Origin of the sequence: Devosia sp., assembly GCF_040509215.1 — a bacterium.
Classification (GTDB): Bacteria; Pseudomonadota; Alphaproteobacteria; order Rhizobiales; family Devosiaceae; genus Devosia.
Window position 1 is genome coordinate 17,577 of the sequence record NZ_JBEVLL010000339.1, and the last position, 16,155, is coordinate 33,731.

Sequence of the window (16,155 nt, forward strand, 5' to 3'; positions counted from 1 at the left end):
GGACTTGTCCCGGCAACCCATCTCGCCTCCGCTGGGGACCACCGGAACAAGCCCGGTGGTGACGATAGTTGAGAGTGTGTCAGTCCTTCACGAGCCTCAGCAACGCCACCAGCGCCGCCTCATACCCATAGGCCCCAAGCCCGGCGATCACGGCATCGGCCCGCATAGACACATAGGACTTGTGATAGATCTGCTCACGCTTGTGGATGTTCGAGATATGCAGCTCGATCACCGGCCCCTCGAACATTTTTAGCGCATCGAGCAGCGCCAGCGAGGTGAAGGTGAAGGCGGCGGGATTGATGACAATCCCCGCCCCCTCGTCGATCGCCTCATGCACGAGCCCGATCAGCGTCTCCTCGCTATTGGTCTGCCGGAAAATCAGCGGCCGGCCGACCACAGTCCTACGGCAGTTCTCCTCGATCTCGGCCAGCGTCGTGGTGCCGTAAATATGCGGCTCCCGCTTGCCCAGGCGATTGAGATTAGGCCCATTCAGCACATAGACCGGCTTCATGGGGTGACACCCTCATAACCGAACATGCGCGGCAGCCAGAGCACCGTTTCCGGCACGAAGGTGAAGACGATCAGCGCGCCGATCAGCGACCACAGGAAGGGCATGACATCGCCGATGATCGCCCGCATGGGCGAGCCCGATATTCGCGTCATGATGAAGAGCAGGAGCCCATAAGGCGGCGTAATCAGCCCAAGCATGATGTTGACCACCGCCACGACACCAAAGTGCACCATGTCGATACCCAGCGCCTGCGCCGTCGGGATCAGCACCGGCACGATGACCAGCAGAATGGTCGTCCCCTCAAGCACACAGCCGAGCACCAGGAGGATGATATTGACGATGATCAGGAAGGTTACGGGGTTGAGGTCCCACGAGAGCAGGATGGCGCTGATCGTGCGTGGAATATTCTCCACCGTCACCACATAGTTGAACACCAGCGCCCCGGCGATCAGCATGCCGATGGAGGCCGTGGTCTTGGCGCTTGTAAGCACCGATTGATAGAGCTCCGGCACCTTGACCGCACGGTAGATGAAGGCCGAGACGAGCAGCGCATAGGCGGCAGCGACGGCAGCAGCTTCGGTCGGCGTCGTGACCCCGCCATAGATGCCATACATCAGCACCACCGGCATGAAGAGGACAGGCAGCGCCTCCCAGGTCATCCGCGGCAGCTTGCGCAACGGCACTGGCTCTTCCACGGGAAAATTCTTCACGCGGGCCGTGATCGCCACCTGGACCATCATGACGCCAGCCATGAGCAGCCCCGGCACGACGCCCCCGAGGAACAGGTAGCCGATGGATGTATCGGCCACCAGCGCATAGAGCACCATGGGAATGGAAGGCGGAATGATCGGCCCGATGACGGCGGTCACGGCAGTCAGCGCCGCCGCATAGGAGGGCGTATATTTGCCGTCCTTGGTCATCATGTACTGCATCATCTTGCCCGAGCCGGCGGCATCGGCCACGGCCGAGCCGGACATGCCGGCAAAAACGATCGACTGCAGCACATTGACCTGCGCGAGGCCACCGCGGAAACGCCCCACAAGCGCGTCGCACCATTTCAGCAGGCGTTCGGACAGCGTGCCCGAATTCATGATCTCGGCCGCCAGGATGAACAGCGGCACCGCGAGCATGATGTAGTTGGAATACATGCCATTGAGGAACTGCTCGGCAACGATGCCGGGGTCCTGTCCGCGCATGAAGAGATAAAGGACGGACCCGCAGATCATGGCGAGGCCCATGGGCAGGCCGAGAAAGGCCAGGACTGTAAGCAGCCCCAGCGACAGGCCGAAAGCCAAAGAGATGGTCATATGCCGGAACTCGCCTTGGTCGGGTCGAACTCGTCCGCGCCTTTGCCCCACACCGCCTGGAAGGCAAGCACGAGCTGGCGCACGATCATGGCGACCGCGAAAATGCCGTAGATGGAATAGAGGTAGTCGAAGCGGATCTTGAGATAGGCCGTCTTCTCGACCTTCATGAAGGCGATGTAGTCGATGACCGCCGGCAGCGAGATTGAGAACAGCACCACGAGGCTGAGGCTGCTGATCAGCACCATGATCCGCCGCGTGCTCGGCCCGACCGCGCTGTAGATAATGTCGAAGCGGATTTCCTCGCTGTCTCGGACGACGAAGGCGGTGCCAAACAGCACCATCCAGAGCCACATTATGACGCTGATTTCGTGGGTCCAGCCGATGGGGAAATTCAGCACATAGCGGAAGACGATCTGGATGATGAAGACCACGAACATGGTCGCCAGCATGGCCGCAAGCAGGTTTTCGGCGCGGGCGTAAAGCCACCGGCCGATTGGTTTCAAAGAGGTGGGCATGGTGGGCTCCCGCTACCGGTCTCGGCGACCAGCGCATGTTGGGTAAGGCGGCACCGACAAGCGGCGCCGCCTATCGCGGAGGAGTTTTTTAGAGCGCGTTGATCCGGTCAACAACGCCTTCCGGCCAATCCTTGGCCAGCTCGCTATCGAGATAGACTTTTTGCGCGTGGGCGCGGAACGCGTCGACATCGGGCGTATTGATGGCAAGGCCAGCGCCCTTGAACTGCTCGACGAGCGCGGCTTCGCGATCGAGATGCGCCTTCTGGCTGAAGTCGATGGCGGCGGTTGCAGCGGTCGTGAAGGCCGTCTGCTGTTCCGGCGTCATCGCGTCCCAGGCACCCTTGGAGATAACCAGAAGGTCGAAGCCGACGAGATGCGAGGTGAGGACAATCTGGTCCATCACTTCGTAGAACTTCATGTTTTCAACGTTGGGCAGCGGATTGTCCTGGCCGTCGATCGCGCCGGTCTGGAGGCCGGTATAGACTTCGGCATAGGCCATCGGCGTCGGATTGGCACCCAGCGAGGTGCCAAGGAACTGCCAGGCGTCGCCGCCGGGCATACGCAGCTTGATGCCGGCCATATCCGCTGGCGTCTTGATTTCCTTGTCGCCGCGCAGACCCACCTGACGGGCACCAAAATAGGTCGGCCCGAGAATGTGGATGCCAAGCTGCTCTTCGGCCATGGCCTTGAATTCACCGCCGACTTCGCTGTCAAAGAACGTGCGCAGGTGATCGGCGTCGCGGAAGAGATAGGCCGATGTCAGCACCGACCAGGCCGGGATCTGGTTGGAAATATCCTGCGGGGCGATATTGCCCATCTCGAGATTGCCGCGCTGCAGCGCCACAAGCTCAGTGCCCTGCTTGAAGAGATTACCGCCGTAATAGGGTTCGAGCGTCGCAATATCGGCGATTGATGTCGCCAACTGCTGGGTCATCTCGGCGCGAATGTCCTGCTCGGAGAAGACGGCGGAGAAGCGCAGCACGGGCTTGTCCTGCGCCAGGGACGGCATGGTGGCAGCCAGCAGAAGCCCGCCAACCATCAGCGCGCGGCGCGAAAGCGAAAGATTCATGTCTATTCCTCCCTTGGGGAATACCCCCGTTCCGGATTGCCCGGGAACGCCAATGGTCCTCCCCATCGGCTTGTCGTCACTTTGTACGAACTAGTACGTTCATGTCAACGGTGCGCGAAACTCTTTCTTCAGGTCTCTTTCCATTCACCATCTGATTTCGTATATATCAGATATTCCTGATTTTACCAGATGCATGCAGATGAACTATCCAGAGGCGGAAAACGAGCAGACAATCGGCGAGGCGACCTATCTGCGCCTGCGCGCCGACATCATCGCCTGCCGCCTGTCGCCGGGCCAAAAACTGAAGCTTGAGCCGCTGCGTGAAACCTATGGCGTCGGCGTCAGCACCCTCCGCGAAATCCTCAATCGGTTGGCGAGCGAAGACCTGGTGGTTGCCGAAGGGCAGAAGGGATTCGTCGTTGCGCCCGCAACGGCGTCGGACCTGCGCGAAATCGCCGACCTCCGCCTGCTGCTCGAAAGCCATGCCTTGCAGCTCTCGTTCCGCCGCGGCGATCTCGAATGGGAAGGCCGCGTCGTTGCAGCGCACTACAAGCTCGCCACCATCGAGAGGCAATTGCTGGAGGGTGAGGCCAAACAGACGAGCGATTGGGTGCGCTACGATTTCGCCTTCCACAATGCGCTGATCTCGGCCTGCGGCTCAAAAGCCCTGCTCGACCTTCACGCGGCGATCTTCGATCGGTTCCTGCGCTACCACATGCTGGCCGTGAGCTTTCGCGGGGTCGGTGTGGTCGACGATCACAAGGCCATGTTCGAGCTGGCACTGGCGCGCAATATCGATGGCGCGCTCGCCATGCTGGCAAGCCACGTCAATCGCGGCGTCGAACACGTCTTGGGAACCGGCCGCCTCAGCACTCAGGCATAGGCGGCAAAGGTCTTGGCCATTTCGGTCGGGTCAGGCTCCTGGCCCGAGAAAAGCTGGAAAGCCCGCACCGCCTGATAGACCGCCATGCCGCCGCCCGGCAGCACCCGACACCCGATATCTCGCGCCCGGCGGATCAGTTCGGTCTCGCGCGGAAAATAGATGATGTCGGCCACCCATTGATGGCGCTGCAGCAGCGCCGGATCGAACGGTAACCCTGGCAGCTTTTCCATGCCGACCGGCGTCGCATTGACGATCCCCGTCGCTTCATCAACCAGTTCGGCCAACCGCTCCGGCGTCATCCCCCGCGTCAGCGTGCCATTAGCCGAAGCGACCTGCGCCGCCAGCGCCTCGGCGCGAGAAAGGTCGACATCGACGATATCGAGTTCCATGGCACCAAGCTCGGCCAGCGCCTGCGCCACCGCCGCCCCTGCCCCGCCGGCGCCGATCTGCACCACGCGCGAAACCGGCACGACGCCGAGCCCCTGTCGCAGGCTCTGGGCAAAGCCATAGCAATCCGTATTGTGCCCCTCGGTCCGGTCGGGTGAGAACACCACGGTGTTGACCGCCCCGATGGCCGAGGCCTCGCCCGAAAGTCCATCGAGCAGCGGAATGATGGCCTGCTTGAAGGGATAGGTGACATTCACCCCACGAAAGCCATTCTCGCGCACCGCTTCGAGCACGGCGCCGAGATCGGCGTCCTCAAGAGCCAGCCGGTCGAAATCAATGAGATCGTAGCGATAATCGAGCCCCAGCCGCTTGCCCTCGGCCTCATGCATGATCGGGGTCAGGGACGCGCCGATTCCGCGGCCAAGCAGCCCAATGCGCACCCCAGCTTCCGAAGCAACGGAAGCGCCACGCTCGCCCTCGACACGCGCCAGGGCTTCGCGCACGCGATCAATATGACTGGGCAAAGGTCCTGCTCCCTCAAGCGTGGGCCTCAACACCCTTCCGCTCTTGTTTTCGTGCTCGCCTCGCCGCTACAAACGATCTCAGGCGATTTGCCCCACAATGTACGAACTGGTTAGTTTAGTCAATTCTGGGGTTCGATAGGAAAGGCTTGCTTCCATGTCAGACTCCGGGGCCCCAATCGCCAAGGCCGGACGCAAGGTGCCTACGCGCCAGCAGGACCCGGAAGGGACGCGCCAGAACATTATCGAAGTGGCGAGCCAGGAATTCGCGCTCAACGGCCTCTCGGGCGCCCGCATCGACGAAATCGCCGCCAAGACGCGCTCGTCCAAGCGCATGATCTACTACTATTTCGGTGACAAGGAGGGGCTCTACCTCTCCGCACTCGAAAACGCCTATGCCGAAGTGCGTGAAGGCGAAGCCAAGCTCGACATTGCCGGGCTCTCGCCGGTGGAGGGCCTCAAACGCCTCGTCGAATTCACCTTCGAGCACCATCACCAGCACGAAGATTTCATCCGCATGGTGATGATCGAGAATATTCATCACGGCGAATTCCTCGCCCGCTCGAACCTGGTGCGCGATCTTAATGTCACCGCCATCGCCCATATCGGCGAACTCTACGAGCGCGGCCTCAAGGATGGAAAATTCCGCGAGGGGCTCGATCCCCTTGAAATCCACTGGCAGATTTCCGCGCTCTGCTTCTTCAACGTCTCGAACCGCGCGACCTTCTCGCAGCTCTTCGGTCGCGATTTCGGCGCCGAGGAATCGCAGCAGCGACTCAAGGCCAACACGGTCGAAATGGTCCTGCGATTCGTCGCAAAACCCGAAGCGCTGAAATAAGAGAAGCCTGCCCCTCAGGGCAGGCTTGCTGCATTCATCATCTCTGCCACGGTGCCGATGCCGATGGCGAACAGCACCAATGCCATCAGGATAAGCACGGCGAGCACGCCGCGCTCGAGGTCGCTATCGAGCCAGCGGTTGCGCCTGCCGCGGCTCTGCCAGTGTCTGCGGTAGCGCATTATCCAGCCATCCAGGCAACCAGCCCCGCGGCCGCGCAAAAGGGCACGCAGATGAAGAGGATCAGCAGGGCGACACCCTTGTCGGCATCGCGCGCATGTTTGTCGGAGTGCGGATCATGGGTACGCGGGCTCATGACGATGCCCCCAGTTGCAGCCGAAGTTCGCCACCCTTCACACTGACAAAGCCGCTCTTTGCCAGCAGGCCTTGCAGGTCGACAGCGCCGGCAGGAACATGGGCGACGACTTCGCCGGCGCCGGCAATCTCGGCCCGCGCGATGCTGGTTTCGAGCAGCAGCCGACCAATACCGCGATGCCGCGCGGAAGCATCAACCCCAAGCCAGGCAAGGCGCGCGACATCAGCGCCCTTGTGGTGCCAGGTGACAATGGCTCCGACCAGAAGCTGGCATTCGGTCGCCACCAACACATGGGCATCTTCGGCCTGCAGCAGCGTCTGCCAGATTGGATGCTCGCCGCCCAACCCACCGGGCAGCCGCTCCGACAAGGCCCAGAGCGAATGAGCATCGTCCGGCCGCCCTTCATGGAGGCGCGCAAAAGTTTCAAGGTGTGTCATGGAAAGAGCGAGGGACATGGCGCGCCCTCACAAACCGCTGAAGAAGGCGACGGCCACGAGGCCCGCCAGCACGATCGAACAGGTGATCAAGACAAACTTGCCACCTGCGGCCTCATAGGGCCGGCCAACGGTCTCATGGTCGCGATAATAGAAAAGGTAGTACGGCGGGCGCATGTTCCCAGCACTCCATATTGGTTGCAAAGGGAACCTAGATCCGGCGCGCGTAAAGTTTCCATTCGAGATGCGGCCAGCGACATAAAGCCGGCATAAGGTTTGACAGACGCAAGGTTTGGCGGCCCCCACGCGCTTCCCAACCACCACCGCGTCATCCTCGGGCTTGACCCGAGGACACTTCACGTACCAATGGCGCCGCGAGTTCAGAGCCCTCGGGACAAGCCCGAGGGTGACGATCGTGGATAAATCCTCCACCCTTAATCCCTCCCCGCAGGGGATCCCCCAATCCCCAATTGACCGATGCCCATCGCATCCCTACTTTGTACGAACTAGTTCGTTCAGGAATTTGCGATGAAGACCTCGATTGCGACTGTCTCGATCAGCGGTGACCTTCGGGAGAAACTCGAAGCTATTGCGGCGGCCGGGTTCGACGGTGTCGAAATCTTCGAGAACGACTTCCTCGCCTATGACCGCAGCCCCGCCGAAGTGCGCAAAATGGTGGCCGATCTCGGCCTCGACATCACGCTCTTCCAGCCGTTTCGCGATTTTGAGGGCCTGCCCGAACCCCAGCGCACCCAGGCTTTTGAGCGGGCCGAACGCAAATTCGACCTGATGCAAGAACTCGGCGCGCCCCTGATGCTCGTCTGCTCCAGCATCGCCCCCGCCGCCCTCGGCGGCATCGACCGCGCCGCTGCCGATTTCCGCGAACTGGGCGAGCGTGCGGGAAAACGCGGCCTGAAAGTCGGCTACGAGGCCCTCGCGTGGGGTCGCCACGTCAACGACCATCGCGACGCCTGGGAGATCGTTCGCCGCGCCGATCATCCCAATGTCGGCCTCATCCTCGACAGCTTTCACTCCCTGTCGCGAAAGATCGACCCCGACACAATCCGCTCCATTCCCGGCGACAAGATCTTCATCGTCCAGCTCGCCGATGCGCCCGCGCTCGACATGGACCTCCTCTACTGGAGCCGCCACTTCCGCAACATGCCAGGTGAAGGCGACCTGCCCGTCGTCGACTTCGCCCGCGCCGTCGCCGCGACTGGCTACAATGGCCCGCTATCCCTCGAAATCTTCAATGACCAGTTCCGCGCCGGCTCCCCGCGCACTATCGCGCTCGATGGCCATCGCTCGCTGGTCTTCCTCATGGATCAGGTGCGCGAGGCCGAACCCGAAGTCGTGCCCTCCGCCGACGCCCTGCCGCCACGCGTCGCGGTCAAAGGGGTCAGCTTCGTCGAATTCACCGCCGACGAAACCGAAGCCGAAACGCTGCGCACCATGCTCGGCCAATTGGGCTTTGCCCGCACCGGCAAACACCGCAGCAAGAGCGTCGAACGCTTCAGCCAGGGCGAGATCAATATCGTCGTCAACACCGAGCGCGAAGGCATGGCCCACGCCGCCTATCTCACCCATGGCACCTCAGCCTATGCCATGGGCCTCAAGGTGGAAGACGCCAACGCCACACTCGCTCGCGCCAAGGCGCTCGATGCCCAACCGTTCGCCCAGCGCGTCAATCCCGGCGAATTGACCATCCCCGCCATCCGCGGCATTGGCGGCGGCCTGCTCTATTTCCTCGATGACCAGTCCGATCTCGCAAAGGTCTGGGACGTGGAATTCGAACCCGAGCCCACCAAGGCTGCGAACGCCAGCCTCACCCATTTCGATCACATCGCCCAGACGATGAACTACGAAGAGATGCTCACCTGGATTCTCTTCTACCGCTCCATTTTCGTGGTCGACAAAGGCCCCATGGTCGACGTCGTCGATCCCTCCGGCCTCGTGCGCAGCCAGGTGATCGAAAGCCCCGGGGGCGAGCTACGCCTGACCCTCAACGGCGCCGAAAGCCACCGGACGCTCGCCGGCCATTTCATCGCCGAAACATTTGGCTCCAGCGTCCAGCACATCGCCTTTGCCTCGAGCGACATCTTTGCGACCGCCGCTGCGCTCAAGGCGAGCGGCCTGCCAGTGCTGGAAATTTCAAAGAACTACTATTCCGATCTCGAAGCCCGGCTTGGGCTCGACGAGGACATGATCACCCGCCTCGCCGCCAATAACCTGCTCTATGATCGTGACGCGGGCGGGGAATATTTCCAGATCTACGCCCAGAGTTTTGGTGAAGGCTTCTTCTTCGAAATCGTCGAGCGCCGCGGCAACTATGTCGGCTATGGCGCCGTCAATGCGCCATTCCGGAGTGCCGCGCAAAAGCGGGCAATCCGGCCAGCAGAGATGCCGCGGCAATAAGGCTAAGTCAGCACCACGTGCTGGGTCAGTTCCTCGATCGTCGTATCGGCCTTCGCGACATCGAAGACCTTCGTGCCATGGCTCATGATCACGAAGCGATCGCAGACCTGATAGGCGTGGTAGAGATTATGCGTCACCAGCACGCTCGACACGCCCTCGGCCTTGAGCTTCAGCACTTGATTGAGCAGCGCTTCCGTCTCGCGCACCGATAGCGCCGAAGTCGGTTCATCGAGCAACAGCACGCGCCGCTTGAAGAACACCGCCCGGGCGATGGCCACGGCCTGCTTTTGTCCGCCCGAAAGATCGCCCACGAGCTTGTCCGGGCTATCGATACCCGAAATATGCACGGCGCTTTCGAGCACCTGCATGGCAATCTCGCGCATCTTTTTCAGGTCCAGAAACCCGAAGCGATCCGTCAGTTCGCGCCCAAGAAAGATGTTCCGCGAGATCGAGAGGCAATCGACGAGCGCCGTGTTCTGGTAGATCGTCTCGATGCCCGCCTCGGCGCTATCACGCCGATTGGCAAAGGTCTGACGCTGTCCGTCCACCGAGATATAGCCCGAGCTTGGCTGATGAATGCCGGAGATCATGTTGACCGTGGTCGACTTGCCGGCACCATTGTCGCCGAGCAACCCGACGACTTCGCTATGCCCGACCTGAAACGACAGGTCGCTCAGCGCCTTCAGCGGCCCGAAGGTCTTGTTGATGTTGTGGAGTTCCAGCAAGCTCATGACTCGGCTCCCCGGCGATCAAGACCGTGATTGAAGATCGAGGCGGCGACGATCAGCGTGGCGATGAACATGTCGAGGTAGAACCCCGGTGCCCGCATCAGCAGCAGCACGTCGGTAATGGTGAATATCAGCATCACCCCGAGGAACACGCCAAGGATCGACCCACGACCGCCACGGAGGGAGAGCCCGCCGATGACGCAGGCCGCGATGGCCTGCAGCTCCAGCCCTGCACCCTGCCCCGGCTGCACCGAGCCGACGCGCGTGGTTGCGAGGATACCGGCAAAGGCCGCCATGAACCCGGCAATGGCAAAGGCGATCATCTTGATCCGGCCGGTATTGACGCCGATGGCGGTAGCCGCCGCCCGATTGCCGCCCGTCGCAAAGATGTGGTTGCCCAGCCGATGACGATGCAACATCGCCCAGAACACGAGGCACAGCGCGATGAACCAGATGAAGGCGGCATTGATGCCGAAAATCGTGCCCGAGAACAGCGCGTTGAACACCGGGTTCGGATCGAACCGCACCTGAACCGCGCCATTGATCAGCAGCACCGCGCCGCGCCAGAACAGCAGACCGCCCAGCGTGACGATGAAACTCGGCAGATGAAATCTGAGGGTAAGAAACCCGTTGCCGAGCCCGATAACGGCGCCGACCAACAGCCCGACCGGCGCGGCGAGAAACGCATCGACGCCCGCACCCACGAGCATGGCCATGATGATGGCGGTGAGGGTATAGACCGAGCCGATGGAGAGATCGAACTCTCCGGCGATCATCAAGACGCCGGCCCCGAGCGCGAGGCAGCCGAGCACCGGCACGGAGCGCATCATGATGCCCATATTGGCCGATGAGAGATAACGGAAGTCGTCGGGGAACAGCAGCCCCGCAATGATGCAGGCTAGCTGCACGACGATGAAGACAAGCAGAATAGCGCCCGCCGGCATGGTGAGCAGGCTATGGAGCCACTCTCCTGCCGAGCGCCGGGGCGCAACGGCCCGGTCATGGGTCATATCGGTCACGTTTCGTATCCAGAAATGATAGTGGAGCTCCGGCCCGAAGGCCGGAGCAGGTCACGTTAGCGATAGGTGCCGATAAACGGCTTCACGACGCCGATCCGGGCCTGGTCGAGGAAAGCACCCTGGCCGGTGTCGACATCGGTGGGTGTCAGACCGTAGCGCGCGGCCATGGCGATCTGGGCGATCGGGTAGTAGCCCTGCAGGTAGGGCTGCTGGTCCATCGTGGCGAACATGGCGCCCGACTCGACCGCATTCACGATCTCGACGGCGAGGTCGAAGCCACCGAACGGCACGTCGACGCCGGCGTCCTTGATGGCACCCGCGCCAACGGTGGAGGTCACCGAACCGGTGCCGAACACGGCCTTGATATCTGGGTTGGCAATCAGGGCCTGAGCCATGATGTTCTGCGCTTCGGCGGGATCGAGGCCGGCACGGACGGTTTCAACCTTGATGCCATGCTCGGTCATGGCACGTTCGATACCGCCGCCACGGGCCACGGCAAAACTGGCCTCCGGGATTTCGCGCGGATTGAAAACAGTGTCGCCTTCCTTGAGATCGAAGGCTTCGATCATGCGGATGCCCAGTTCATAGCCCGAGGCTTCTTCGTTCATGCCGACATAGGCTTGGCGGCAATTGCCGGCTGCGCCTTCAAGGTCGTCATTGTTGAAGCCGATGACCACGACGCCTGCCTCGACGGCCGCGCAGATGCTGTCGTCAAACGCGTCCGATGACGAAATGGCGACGGCAATGCCATCCACGCCCGTTGCCACGGCGGTATCGATCAGGTCGTTCTGGCGCACCGGATCATTGTTGGCATACTGCACGTCGAGATCGACGTTGAAGGCTGCTGCGGCGTCCTGGGCGCCCTTCACCACCGGATTGAAAAACTGCACGCTGGGGTCGAGATAGATGATCATGGTAGCCGAGACCTTTTCCTGGTCCTGCGCCATGACGCCGCCGGCGGTTGCGAATAGTGCGCAACCAGCCAGTAGAGCGGCTTTTGACTTGGTCAATTTCATCGCTTAATCCTCCCTTTGGATTGTGGCGGGCCCTCCTCAGGTCCCGCTTCGGGCGGCGTGCTCCGACCAAAGATTGCGCCGCCAGATTCTGGCATTCCCACTCCGTCATCCCCGGCAAAGCTGGGGATCTCCCTCCTCAGGTAGATTCCCGCTTGCGCGGGAATGACGCCGTGGTTTGTATTTCCCGCCATTCGGCCGTAGGCCTCGTGGCCTAGTCGCCTGAATTCGCTCCACCGGAGCGAATTCGCCCTGCGGGCCCGCGCCTAGTGTTCAAACCAGGGTTCACCGCGCCCAAGGGTCATGTGCAGACCCTTGAACTGCGAATATTCATCAAAGCCATAGCGACCGAGTTCGCGACCGACGCCGCTCATCTTGTAGCCACCGATGGGCATTTCCGGCGTGCCGTCGATCACCGAATTGATCCAGCAGCGCCCTGCCCGCAGCTTTCGCGTCGTCTGGATCGCCGTCTCGAGATCGCGCGACCAGACGCCGGCCGAGAGGCCAAACGGCGTGCCATTGGCAAGAGCGACAGCCTCCTCCGGCGTGTCGAAACCAATGGTGGCGAGCACTGGCCCGAAGATTTCCTCCTGCGCGATCCGCATGTTGGGCCGCACATTGTCGAAGACCGTCGGGGCAAAGAAATTGCCCGAGCCTTCGTCGATCATCTCGCCGCCGAGCAGCAGTTCGGCGCCATCCTCCAGACCAGCCGCCACGTAGCCCGCCACCTTGTGGAGATGCGGCACGGACACCATTGCGCCATAGCGGGTCGTGGCGGCCAGAGGATCGCCAAACGGCAGGCGACGGGAAAGATCGAGCAGGCGCTCCAAAAGCGCAGAGCGAATGGAATTGGCGACGATCAACCGGCTGCCCGAAATGCAGCACTGGCCGGCATTGTGATAGACGCCATAGGCAATGCCATCGGCCGCCGCTTCGAGATCGGCATCGCCGAAGACGATCTGCGGCCCCTTGCCCCCAAGTTCGAGGCCAACGCGCTTCACATTGCTGGCAGCAATGCCGGCAAGCTGGGTGCCAACACGCACCGAGCCGGTAAAGGCGATCATGTCGACGCGCGGATCTTCGGCGAGAATCTGCCCGACCTCGGGACCATAGCCGGTGATGACGTTGAAAACGCCGGCCGGCAGCCCCGCCTCAAGCGCAATCTCGGCAAGCCGGATCGTCGTACCCGAGGTAAATTCGCTCGGCTTAACGACAACAGTGCAGCCCGCGCCGAGCGCCCACGGCACGCGCTCGGACACGATGATGAAGGGGAAATTCCACGGCGTGATGATGCCGACGACGCCGGCGGGTTCGCGCAGCACAAGGCCCAGGCGATTGGTGCCGATGGAATTGTGCGTATCGCCCTCAAGCCCGCGGCACTGGCCGGCCGCATAGGTCCAGAGATCAGCACAATAGCCGATCTCGCCCTTGGCCTGGTTGATCGGCTTGCCCGTCTCGAGGCATTCGATCAGCGCGAGTTCGTCCTGATGGGCCAGAATACCCCGGGCGATGGCATGGAGAATGGTGGAGCGCTCGGCCCCGCTCATGCGGCCCCATGGGCCATCGTCGAAAGCCACACGTGCCGCGCCGATGGCGCGAGACGCGTCCTCCGTAGAGCCGGCTGGCCAGGTGGCAATGACCTTGCCGCGATGGCCCGGGCTTTCGCGCTCGACGACCTTGCCCGAAACCGCATCCACGGATTTCCCGTCGATAACCATGCGATACGCGCGTTTACTAGCGACACGCGGATCACTAAGATTCGGAACGGCAAAATTGTCCTGAAAGCTGGATTGACTGAGCATGGCCATGGCGGACTGACCCACCTCCCCGAAGATGCTGGACCCGTTCGAACGCGTCCTGTATGGAATTGTATGGTACCGTATGGCGCATTGACCCAAGCTGTCAATGGCATGGGCGAGATGTAATATGACCCTGGAAATGCAGACTTCTGCCGAGAGCGGTGAAAGCGCGGCAGCGACCATCGAGAAGGACCTGCGCCGCTCGATCATCGAGCTCGAACTGCTCCCCGGCACGCGGCTTTCCGAGCAGGATATCGCCACCAAACTCGGCGTTTCCCGCCAGCCGGTGCGCGAGGCGCTCATCCGCCTCGCCAATTCCAGACTGATCGAAATTCGTCCGCATCGCGGCACGGTCGTCGCCCGCATCTCGGCCAAGGAAATGACCGAGGCGCTGTTCGTGCGCCAGTCTGTGGAAATCGCCGTCGTCGCCAAGGCCGCACAAAATTTCGACGCCTGGCAGCGCAAGCGAATCGCCAGCCTCCTGGTCAAACAGGCAGAGGCGGCGGAAAAACTCGACCATGCCGGCTTTCGCGAGCACGACGAGGCATTTCACATTGCCATCGCCACCGGCGCCGGAGTCGGCATCGCCTGGATCGCCATCGCCGACATGAAGACGCACATGGACCGGGTCTGCAATATGACGCTGCAGAGCGAGGCCGACATGGCCCGTCGCGTGCGCGAGCACAACGCCATCATGGCGGCCATCGATGCCCATGATGTCGAGGGGGCAAAAGCGGCGATGGCCACGCATCTGGGCAGTATTCTCGACGCCCTGCCTGAGCTAGAAACCCAGCACAGCAATCTCTTTATCTAGCCTATCCGGAGACTATTCATGACCGAAGCCGCCCGCTATCCGAGCCTTGTCGGCATGCCCGTGGTCATTTCCGGCGGCGCCTCCGGCATTGGCGAGGCACTGGTGCGCAATTTTGCCGCCCAGGGCGCCAAGGTCGGCTTTGTTGATATCCAGGACGAGCGCGGCACGGCCCTCGCCACCGAACTGACCGCCACCGGCCAGACCGTGCTCTTTACCCGCTGCGACATCACTGACACGGACGCCTATCAGGCCGCCATTTCCGGCTTTGCCGCTGCCCACGGGGACGCCCTCGCCCTTGTCAACAATGCCGCCCACGACCAGCGCCATGAATGGCAGGAGGTCACCTCGGCCTATTGGGACGACCGCATGGCGGTGAACCTGAAGCATTCTTTCTTCGCCATCCAGGCCGTGGCGCCGGGCATGGTCAAGGCAGGGCGCGGTTCGATCATCAACACCGGCTCGATAAGCTGGATGATCATGTCGCCCAAAATCCCGGTCTATGAAACCGCGAAGGCCGCAACCCATGGCCTCACCCGCGGCATGGCGCGCGAACTCGGCAAATCCGGCATCCGCGTCAATACGCTGGTGCCCGGCTGGGTGATGACGGAACGCCAACTCACCCACTGGATCGACGAAGCGGCCGAAGCCCAGATCGATGCGCAACAGGCCCTGTCCGGCCGGGTACAGCCCGACGACATTGCCCGCATGGCGCTCTTTCTTGCCGCCGACGACAGCGCCATGATCTCGGCGCAACAGTTCATCGTCGATGGCGGCTGGGCAAACGGCTGAGGGCGCGAGCCACAAAGCCCCTCCCTCCATCGTCACCACCGGGCTTGTCCCGGTGGTCCATGCCATCCGCAGGATGGCAAGCCCCAAAAAATGGATTGCCGGGACAAGCCCGGCAATGACGACAACGGATGGGATACAAGAAACCTAAACGAACAGCGCGGCTGGCTCCACGCCCAGCGCCTGGGCGAGATTGTCGATGTCATCGAGCGCCAGGTTGAACCTGTCCGAGGTTTCGAGCGCCCGAACCTGGGTAACGCTCCAGCCGAGACGCTCGGCGAACACTTCGAGGCTGATATTGCGGATGCGACGCAGGCGGATCACGTTGCCTGCGATCAGCATGGCACCGGTCATTTCGGGGGCAACGGCAAAAGCAGTAGCGGCCATGGCGATCAACCTACCAGCTTGAGCTTGGCCCGCGTCTGGGTCAGCTCGGGATTGGAGAGGCACTTCAAAAGCTTGATGGCCTTGTAGACGGCGCCGTTCATGAGCATGCCATTGACCTCGGCGACGAGGCCCGAATGCTCGGGCGACTGCTGCAGCAGCGCCTGCACGGCTTCGAAATAGGCGACGTGATGACCCGATACATCGCCGGTCAGATACATCTGCTGCACGGCATGGCGCAGACGGAAGGCGGGTGAGGCGAGGTCGGCATCCGAGACATAATCGTCGGAACGCAAAACGGGGGCCTTACCCCCCACGAGAACATTGACGATGCTGTCGCACTGAACGGTGATTTCTGCCGTACCCACGAAAAAGCTTTCGCCGGGTTTTACAGTGAGTTTGAGAGCCATCGTCTTTCC

General features: G+C 61.9%; 20 protein-coding genes. 5 read left to right on the top strand and 15 right to left on the bottom strand.

The window, feature by feature from the left end:
• Positions 1-79: 79 nt before the first annotated feature.
• The 4 genes from ABW043_RS19230 to dctP form a co-directional block, all read right to left on the bottom strand.
• Positions 80-511, bottom strand: a complete 432-nt coding sequence (locus ABW043_RS19230; protein ID WP_353922814.1) for a type II 3-dehydroquinate dehydratase — start codon at positions 509-511, stop codon at positions 80-82.
• Positions 508-1,818 (bottom strand): TRAP transporter large permease, encoded by a 1,311-nt coding sequence (locus tag ABW043_RS19235; RefSeq protein WP_353922815.1) that lies wholly within the window; start codon positions 1,816-1,818, stop codon positions 508-510. Before ABW043_RS19235 ends, ABW043_RS19230 begins: the two co-directional genes overlap by 4 nt.
• The gene (locus ABW043_RS19240) at positions 1,815-2,333 is read right to left on the bottom strand and encodes a TRAP transporter small permease (RefSeq protein ID WP_353922816.1); all 519 of its coding nucleotides are present in this window, start codon (positions 2,331-2,333) and stop codon (positions 1,815-1,817) included. The genes ABW043_RS19235 and ABW043_RS19240 overlap by 4 nt, the downstream gene beginning before the upstream one ends.
• A gap of 88 nt (positions 2,334-2,421) precedes the next feature.
• A complete protein-coding gene (gene dctP / locus ABW043_RS19245; protein ID WP_353922817.1) occupies positions 2,422-3,402 on the bottom strand; it encodes a TRAP transporter substrate-binding protein DctP in 981 nt (326 codons plus the stop codon).
• A 199-nt stretch (positions 3,403-3,601) separates the two neighbouring features.
• On the opposite strand from dctP, the gene ABW043_RS19250 reads away from it, so the two are divergent.
• Positions 3,602-4,285, top strand: a complete 684-nt coding sequence (locus tag ABW043_RS19250) for a GntR family transcriptional regulator (protein WP_353922818.1) — start codon at positions 3,602-3,604, stop codon at positions 4,283-4,285.
• Here the strand turns inward: ABW043_RS19250 and ABW043_RS19255 are convergent.
• Positions 4,276-5,196 carry a shikimate dehydrogenase gene (locus ABW043_RS19255; protein ID WP_353922819.1) on the bottom strand — a complete coding sequence of 307 codons (921 nt, stop codon included), beginning with the start codon at positions 5,194-5,196 and terminating at the stop codon, positions 4,276-4,278. The two genes, ABW043_RS19250 and ABW043_RS19255, sit on opposite strands and share 10 nt — an antisense overlap.
• A gap of 154 nt (positions 5,197-5,350) precedes the next feature.
• Here ABW043_RS19255 and ABW043_RS19260 point away from each other — a divergent pair, with 154 nt between their 5' ends.
• Positions 5,351-6,031 carry a TetR/AcrR family transcriptional regulator gene (locus ABW043_RS19260; RefSeq protein ID WP_353922820.1) on the top strand — a complete coding sequence of 227 codons (681 nt, stop codon included), beginning with the start codon at positions 5,351-5,353 and terminating at the stop codon, positions 6,029-6,031.
• 14 nt (positions 6,032-6,045) lie between these two features.
• Here ABW043_RS19260 and ABW043_RS19265 read toward each other — a convergent pair whose 3' ends face one another.
• Genes ABW043_RS19265 through ABW043_RS19280 form a run of 4 tightly spaced genes read right to left on the bottom strand, consistent with a single transcriptional unit; the run spans position 6,046 to position 6,955 of the window.
• Entirely contained in the window at positions 6,046-6,210 is a 165-nt protein-coding gene (locus ABW043_RS19265; RefSeq protein ID WP_353922821.1) for a hypothetical protein, read from the bottom strand.
• Positions 6,210-6,344, bottom strand: a complete 135-nt coding sequence (locus tag ABW043_RS19270; protein WP_353922822.1) for a hypothetical protein — start codon at positions 6,342-6,344, stop codon at positions 6,210-6,212. Before ABW043_RS19270 ends, ABW043_RS19265 begins: the two co-directional genes overlap by 1 nt.
• Positions 6,341-6,799, bottom strand: a complete 459-nt coding sequence (locus ABW043_RS19275) for a GNAT family N-acetyltransferase (RefSeq protein WP_353922823.1) — start codon at positions 6,797-6,799, stop codon at positions 6,341-6,343. The genes ABW043_RS19270 and ABW043_RS19275 overlap by 4 nt, the downstream gene beginning before the upstream one ends.
• A gap of 9 nt (positions 6,800-6,808) precedes the next feature.
• A complete protein-coding gene (locus ABW043_RS19280) occupies positions 6,809-6,955 on the bottom strand; it encodes a hypothetical protein (RefSeq protein ID WP_295415152.1) in 147 nt (48 codons plus the stop codon).
• 351 nt (positions 6,956-7,306) lie between these two features.
• On the opposite strand from ABW043_RS19280, the gene ABW043_RS19285 reads away from it, so the two are divergent.
• Entirely contained in the window at positions 7,307-9,193 is a 1,887-nt protein-coding gene (locus tag ABW043_RS19285) for a bifunctional sugar phosphate isomerase/epimerase/4-hydroxyphenylpyruvate dioxygenase family protein (protein ID WP_353922824.1), read from the top strand.
• Between the two features lie 2 nt (positions 9,194-9,195).
• Here the strand turns inward: ABW043_RS19285 and ABW043_RS19290 are convergent, their stop codons facing one another.
• From ABW043_RS19290 to ABW043_RS19305, 4 genes are all read right to left on the bottom strand, one after another.
• Positions 9,196-9,924 carry an ATP-binding cassette domain-containing protein gene (locus ABW043_RS19290; protein ID WP_353922825.1) on the bottom strand — a complete coding sequence of 243 codons (729 nt, stop codon included), beginning with the start codon at positions 9,922-9,924 and terminating at the stop codon, positions 9,196-9,198.
• A complete protein-coding gene (locus tag ABW043_RS19295) occupies positions 9,921-10,931 on the bottom strand; it encodes an ABC transporter permease (RefSeq protein WP_353922843.1) in 1,011 nt (336 codons plus the stop codon). The genes ABW043_RS19290 and ABW043_RS19295 overlap by 4 nt, the downstream gene beginning before the upstream one ends.
• 65 nt (positions 10,932-10,996) lie before the next feature.
• Positions 10,997-11,956, bottom strand: a complete 960-nt coding sequence (locus ABW043_RS19300) for a sugar ABC transporter substrate-binding protein (RefSeq protein ID WP_353922826.1) — start codon at positions 11,954-11,956, stop codon at positions 10,997-10,999.
• A 263-nt stretch (positions 11,957-12,219) separates the two neighbouring features.
• Positions 12,220-13,761 carry an aldehyde dehydrogenase family protein gene (locus ABW043_RS19305; protein ID WP_353922827.1) on the bottom strand — a complete coding sequence of 514 codons (1,542 nt, stop codon included), beginning with the start codon at positions 13,759-13,761 and terminating at the stop codon, positions 12,220-12,222.
• Positions 13,762-13,879: 118 nt separating this feature from the next.
• Here ABW043_RS19305 and ABW043_RS19310 point away from each other — a divergent pair, with 118 nt between their 5' ends.
• Together ABW043_RS19310 and ABW043_RS19315 are read left to right on the top strand one after the other, a co-directional pair.
• A complete protein-coding gene (locus ABW043_RS19310; RefSeq protein ID WP_353922828.1) occupies positions 13,880-14,566 on the top strand; it encodes a GntR family transcriptional regulator in 687 nt (228 codons plus the stop codon).
• Positions 14,567-14,584: 18 nt separating this feature from the next.
• Positions 14,585-15,355 carry an SDR family NAD(P)-dependent oxidoreductase gene (locus tag ABW043_RS19315; RefSeq protein WP_353922829.1) on the top strand — a complete coding sequence of 257 codons (771 nt, stop codon included), beginning with the start codon at positions 14,585-14,587 and terminating at the stop codon, positions 15,353-15,355.
• Positions 15,356-15,499: 144 nt separating this feature from the next.
• On the opposite strand, the gene ABW043_RS19320 is transcribed toward ABW043_RS19315, so the two are convergent.
• Both ABW043_RS19320 and ABW043_RS19325 read right to left on the bottom strand, forming a co-directional pair.
• Entirely contained in the window at positions 15,500-15,739 is a 240-nt protein-coding gene (locus ABW043_RS19320; RefSeq protein ID WP_353922830.1) for a helix-turn-helix domain-containing protein, read from the bottom strand.
• Positions 15,740-15,744: 5 nt separating this feature from the next.
• Entirely contained in the window at positions 15,745-16,146 is a 402-nt protein-coding gene (locus ABW043_RS19325) for a flagellar biosynthesis repressor FlbT (protein ID WP_353922831.1), read from the bottom strand.
• Between the last annotated feature and the right edge of the window lie 9 nt (positions 16,147-16,155).

Coding starts and splice junctions, on each gene's coding strand:
- ABW043_RS19290 (WP_353922825.1), bottom strand. CDS start 9,924: ATGAGCTTGCTGGAACTCCACAACATCAACAAGACCTTCGGGCCGCTG.
- ABW043_RS19235 (WP_353922815.1), bottom strand. CDS start 1,818: ATGACCATCTCTTTGGCTTTCGGCCTGTCGCTGGGGCTGCTTACAGTC.
- ABW043_RS19230 (WP_353922814.1), bottom strand. CDS start 511: ATGAAGCCGGTCTATGTGCTGAATGGGCCTAATCTCAATCGCCTGGGC.
- ABW043_RS19280 (WP_295415152.1), bottom strand. CDS start 6,955: ATGCGCCCGCCGTACTACCTTTTCTATTATCGCGACCATGAGACCGTT.
- ABW043_RS19265 (WP_353922821.1), bottom strand. CDS start 6,210: ATGCGCTACCGCAGACACTGGCAGAGCCGCGGCAGGCGCAACCGCTGG.
- ABW043_RS19310 (WP_353922828.1), top strand. CDS start 13,880: ATGACCCTGGAAATGCAGACTTCTGCCGAGAGCGGTGAAAGCGCGGCA.
- ABW043_RS19300 (WP_353922826.1), bottom strand. CDS start 11,956: ATGAAATTGACCAAGTCAAAAGCCGCTCTACTGGCTGGTTGCGCACTA.
- ABW043_RS19305 (WP_353922827.1), bottom strand. CDS start 13,761: ATGGCCATGCTCAGTCAATCCAGCTTTCAGGACAATTTTGCCGTTCCG.
- ABW043_RS19250 (WP_353922818.1), top strand. CDS start 3,602: ATGAACTATCCAGAGGCGGAAAACGAGCAGACAATCGGCGAGGCGACC.
- dctP (WP_353922817.1), bottom strand. CDS start 3,402: ATGAATCTTTCGCTTTCGCGCCGCGCGCTGATGGTTGGCGGGCTTCTG.
- ABW043_RS19315 (WP_353922829.1), top strand. CDS start 14,585: ATGACCGAAGCCGCCCGCTATCCGAGCCTTGTCGGCATGCCCGTGGTC.
- ABW043_RS19325 (WP_353922831.1), bottom strand. CDS start 16,146: ATGGCTCTCAAACTCACTGTAAAACCCGGCGAAAGCTTTTTCGTGGGT.
- ABW043_RS19320 (WP_353922830.1), bottom strand. CDS start 15,739: ATGGCCGCTACTGCTTTTGCCGTTGCCCCCGAAATGACCGGTGCCATG.
- ABW043_RS19295 (WP_353922843.1), bottom strand. CDS start 10,931: ATGACCCATGACCGGGCCGTTGCGCCCCGGCGCTCGGCAGGAGAGTGG.
- ABW043_RS19270 (WP_353922822.1), bottom strand. CDS start 6,344: ATGAGCCCGCGTACCCATGATCCGCACTCCGACAAACATGCGCGCGAT.
- ABW043_RS19240 (WP_353922816.1), bottom strand. CDS start 2,333: ATGCCCACCTCTTTGAAACCAATCGGCCGGTGGCTTTACGCCCGCGCC.
- ABW043_RS19275 (WP_353922823.1), bottom strand. CDS start 6,799: ATGTCCCTCGCTCTTTCCATGACACACCTTGAAACTTTTGCGCGCCTC.
- ABW043_RS19260 (WP_353922820.1), top strand. CDS start 5,351: ATGTCAGACTCCGGGGCCCCAATCGCCAAGGCCGGACGCAAGGTGCCT.
- ABW043_RS19285 (WP_353922824.1), top strand. CDS start 7,307: ATGAAGACCTCGATTGCGACTGTCTCGATCAGCGGTGACCTTCGGGAG.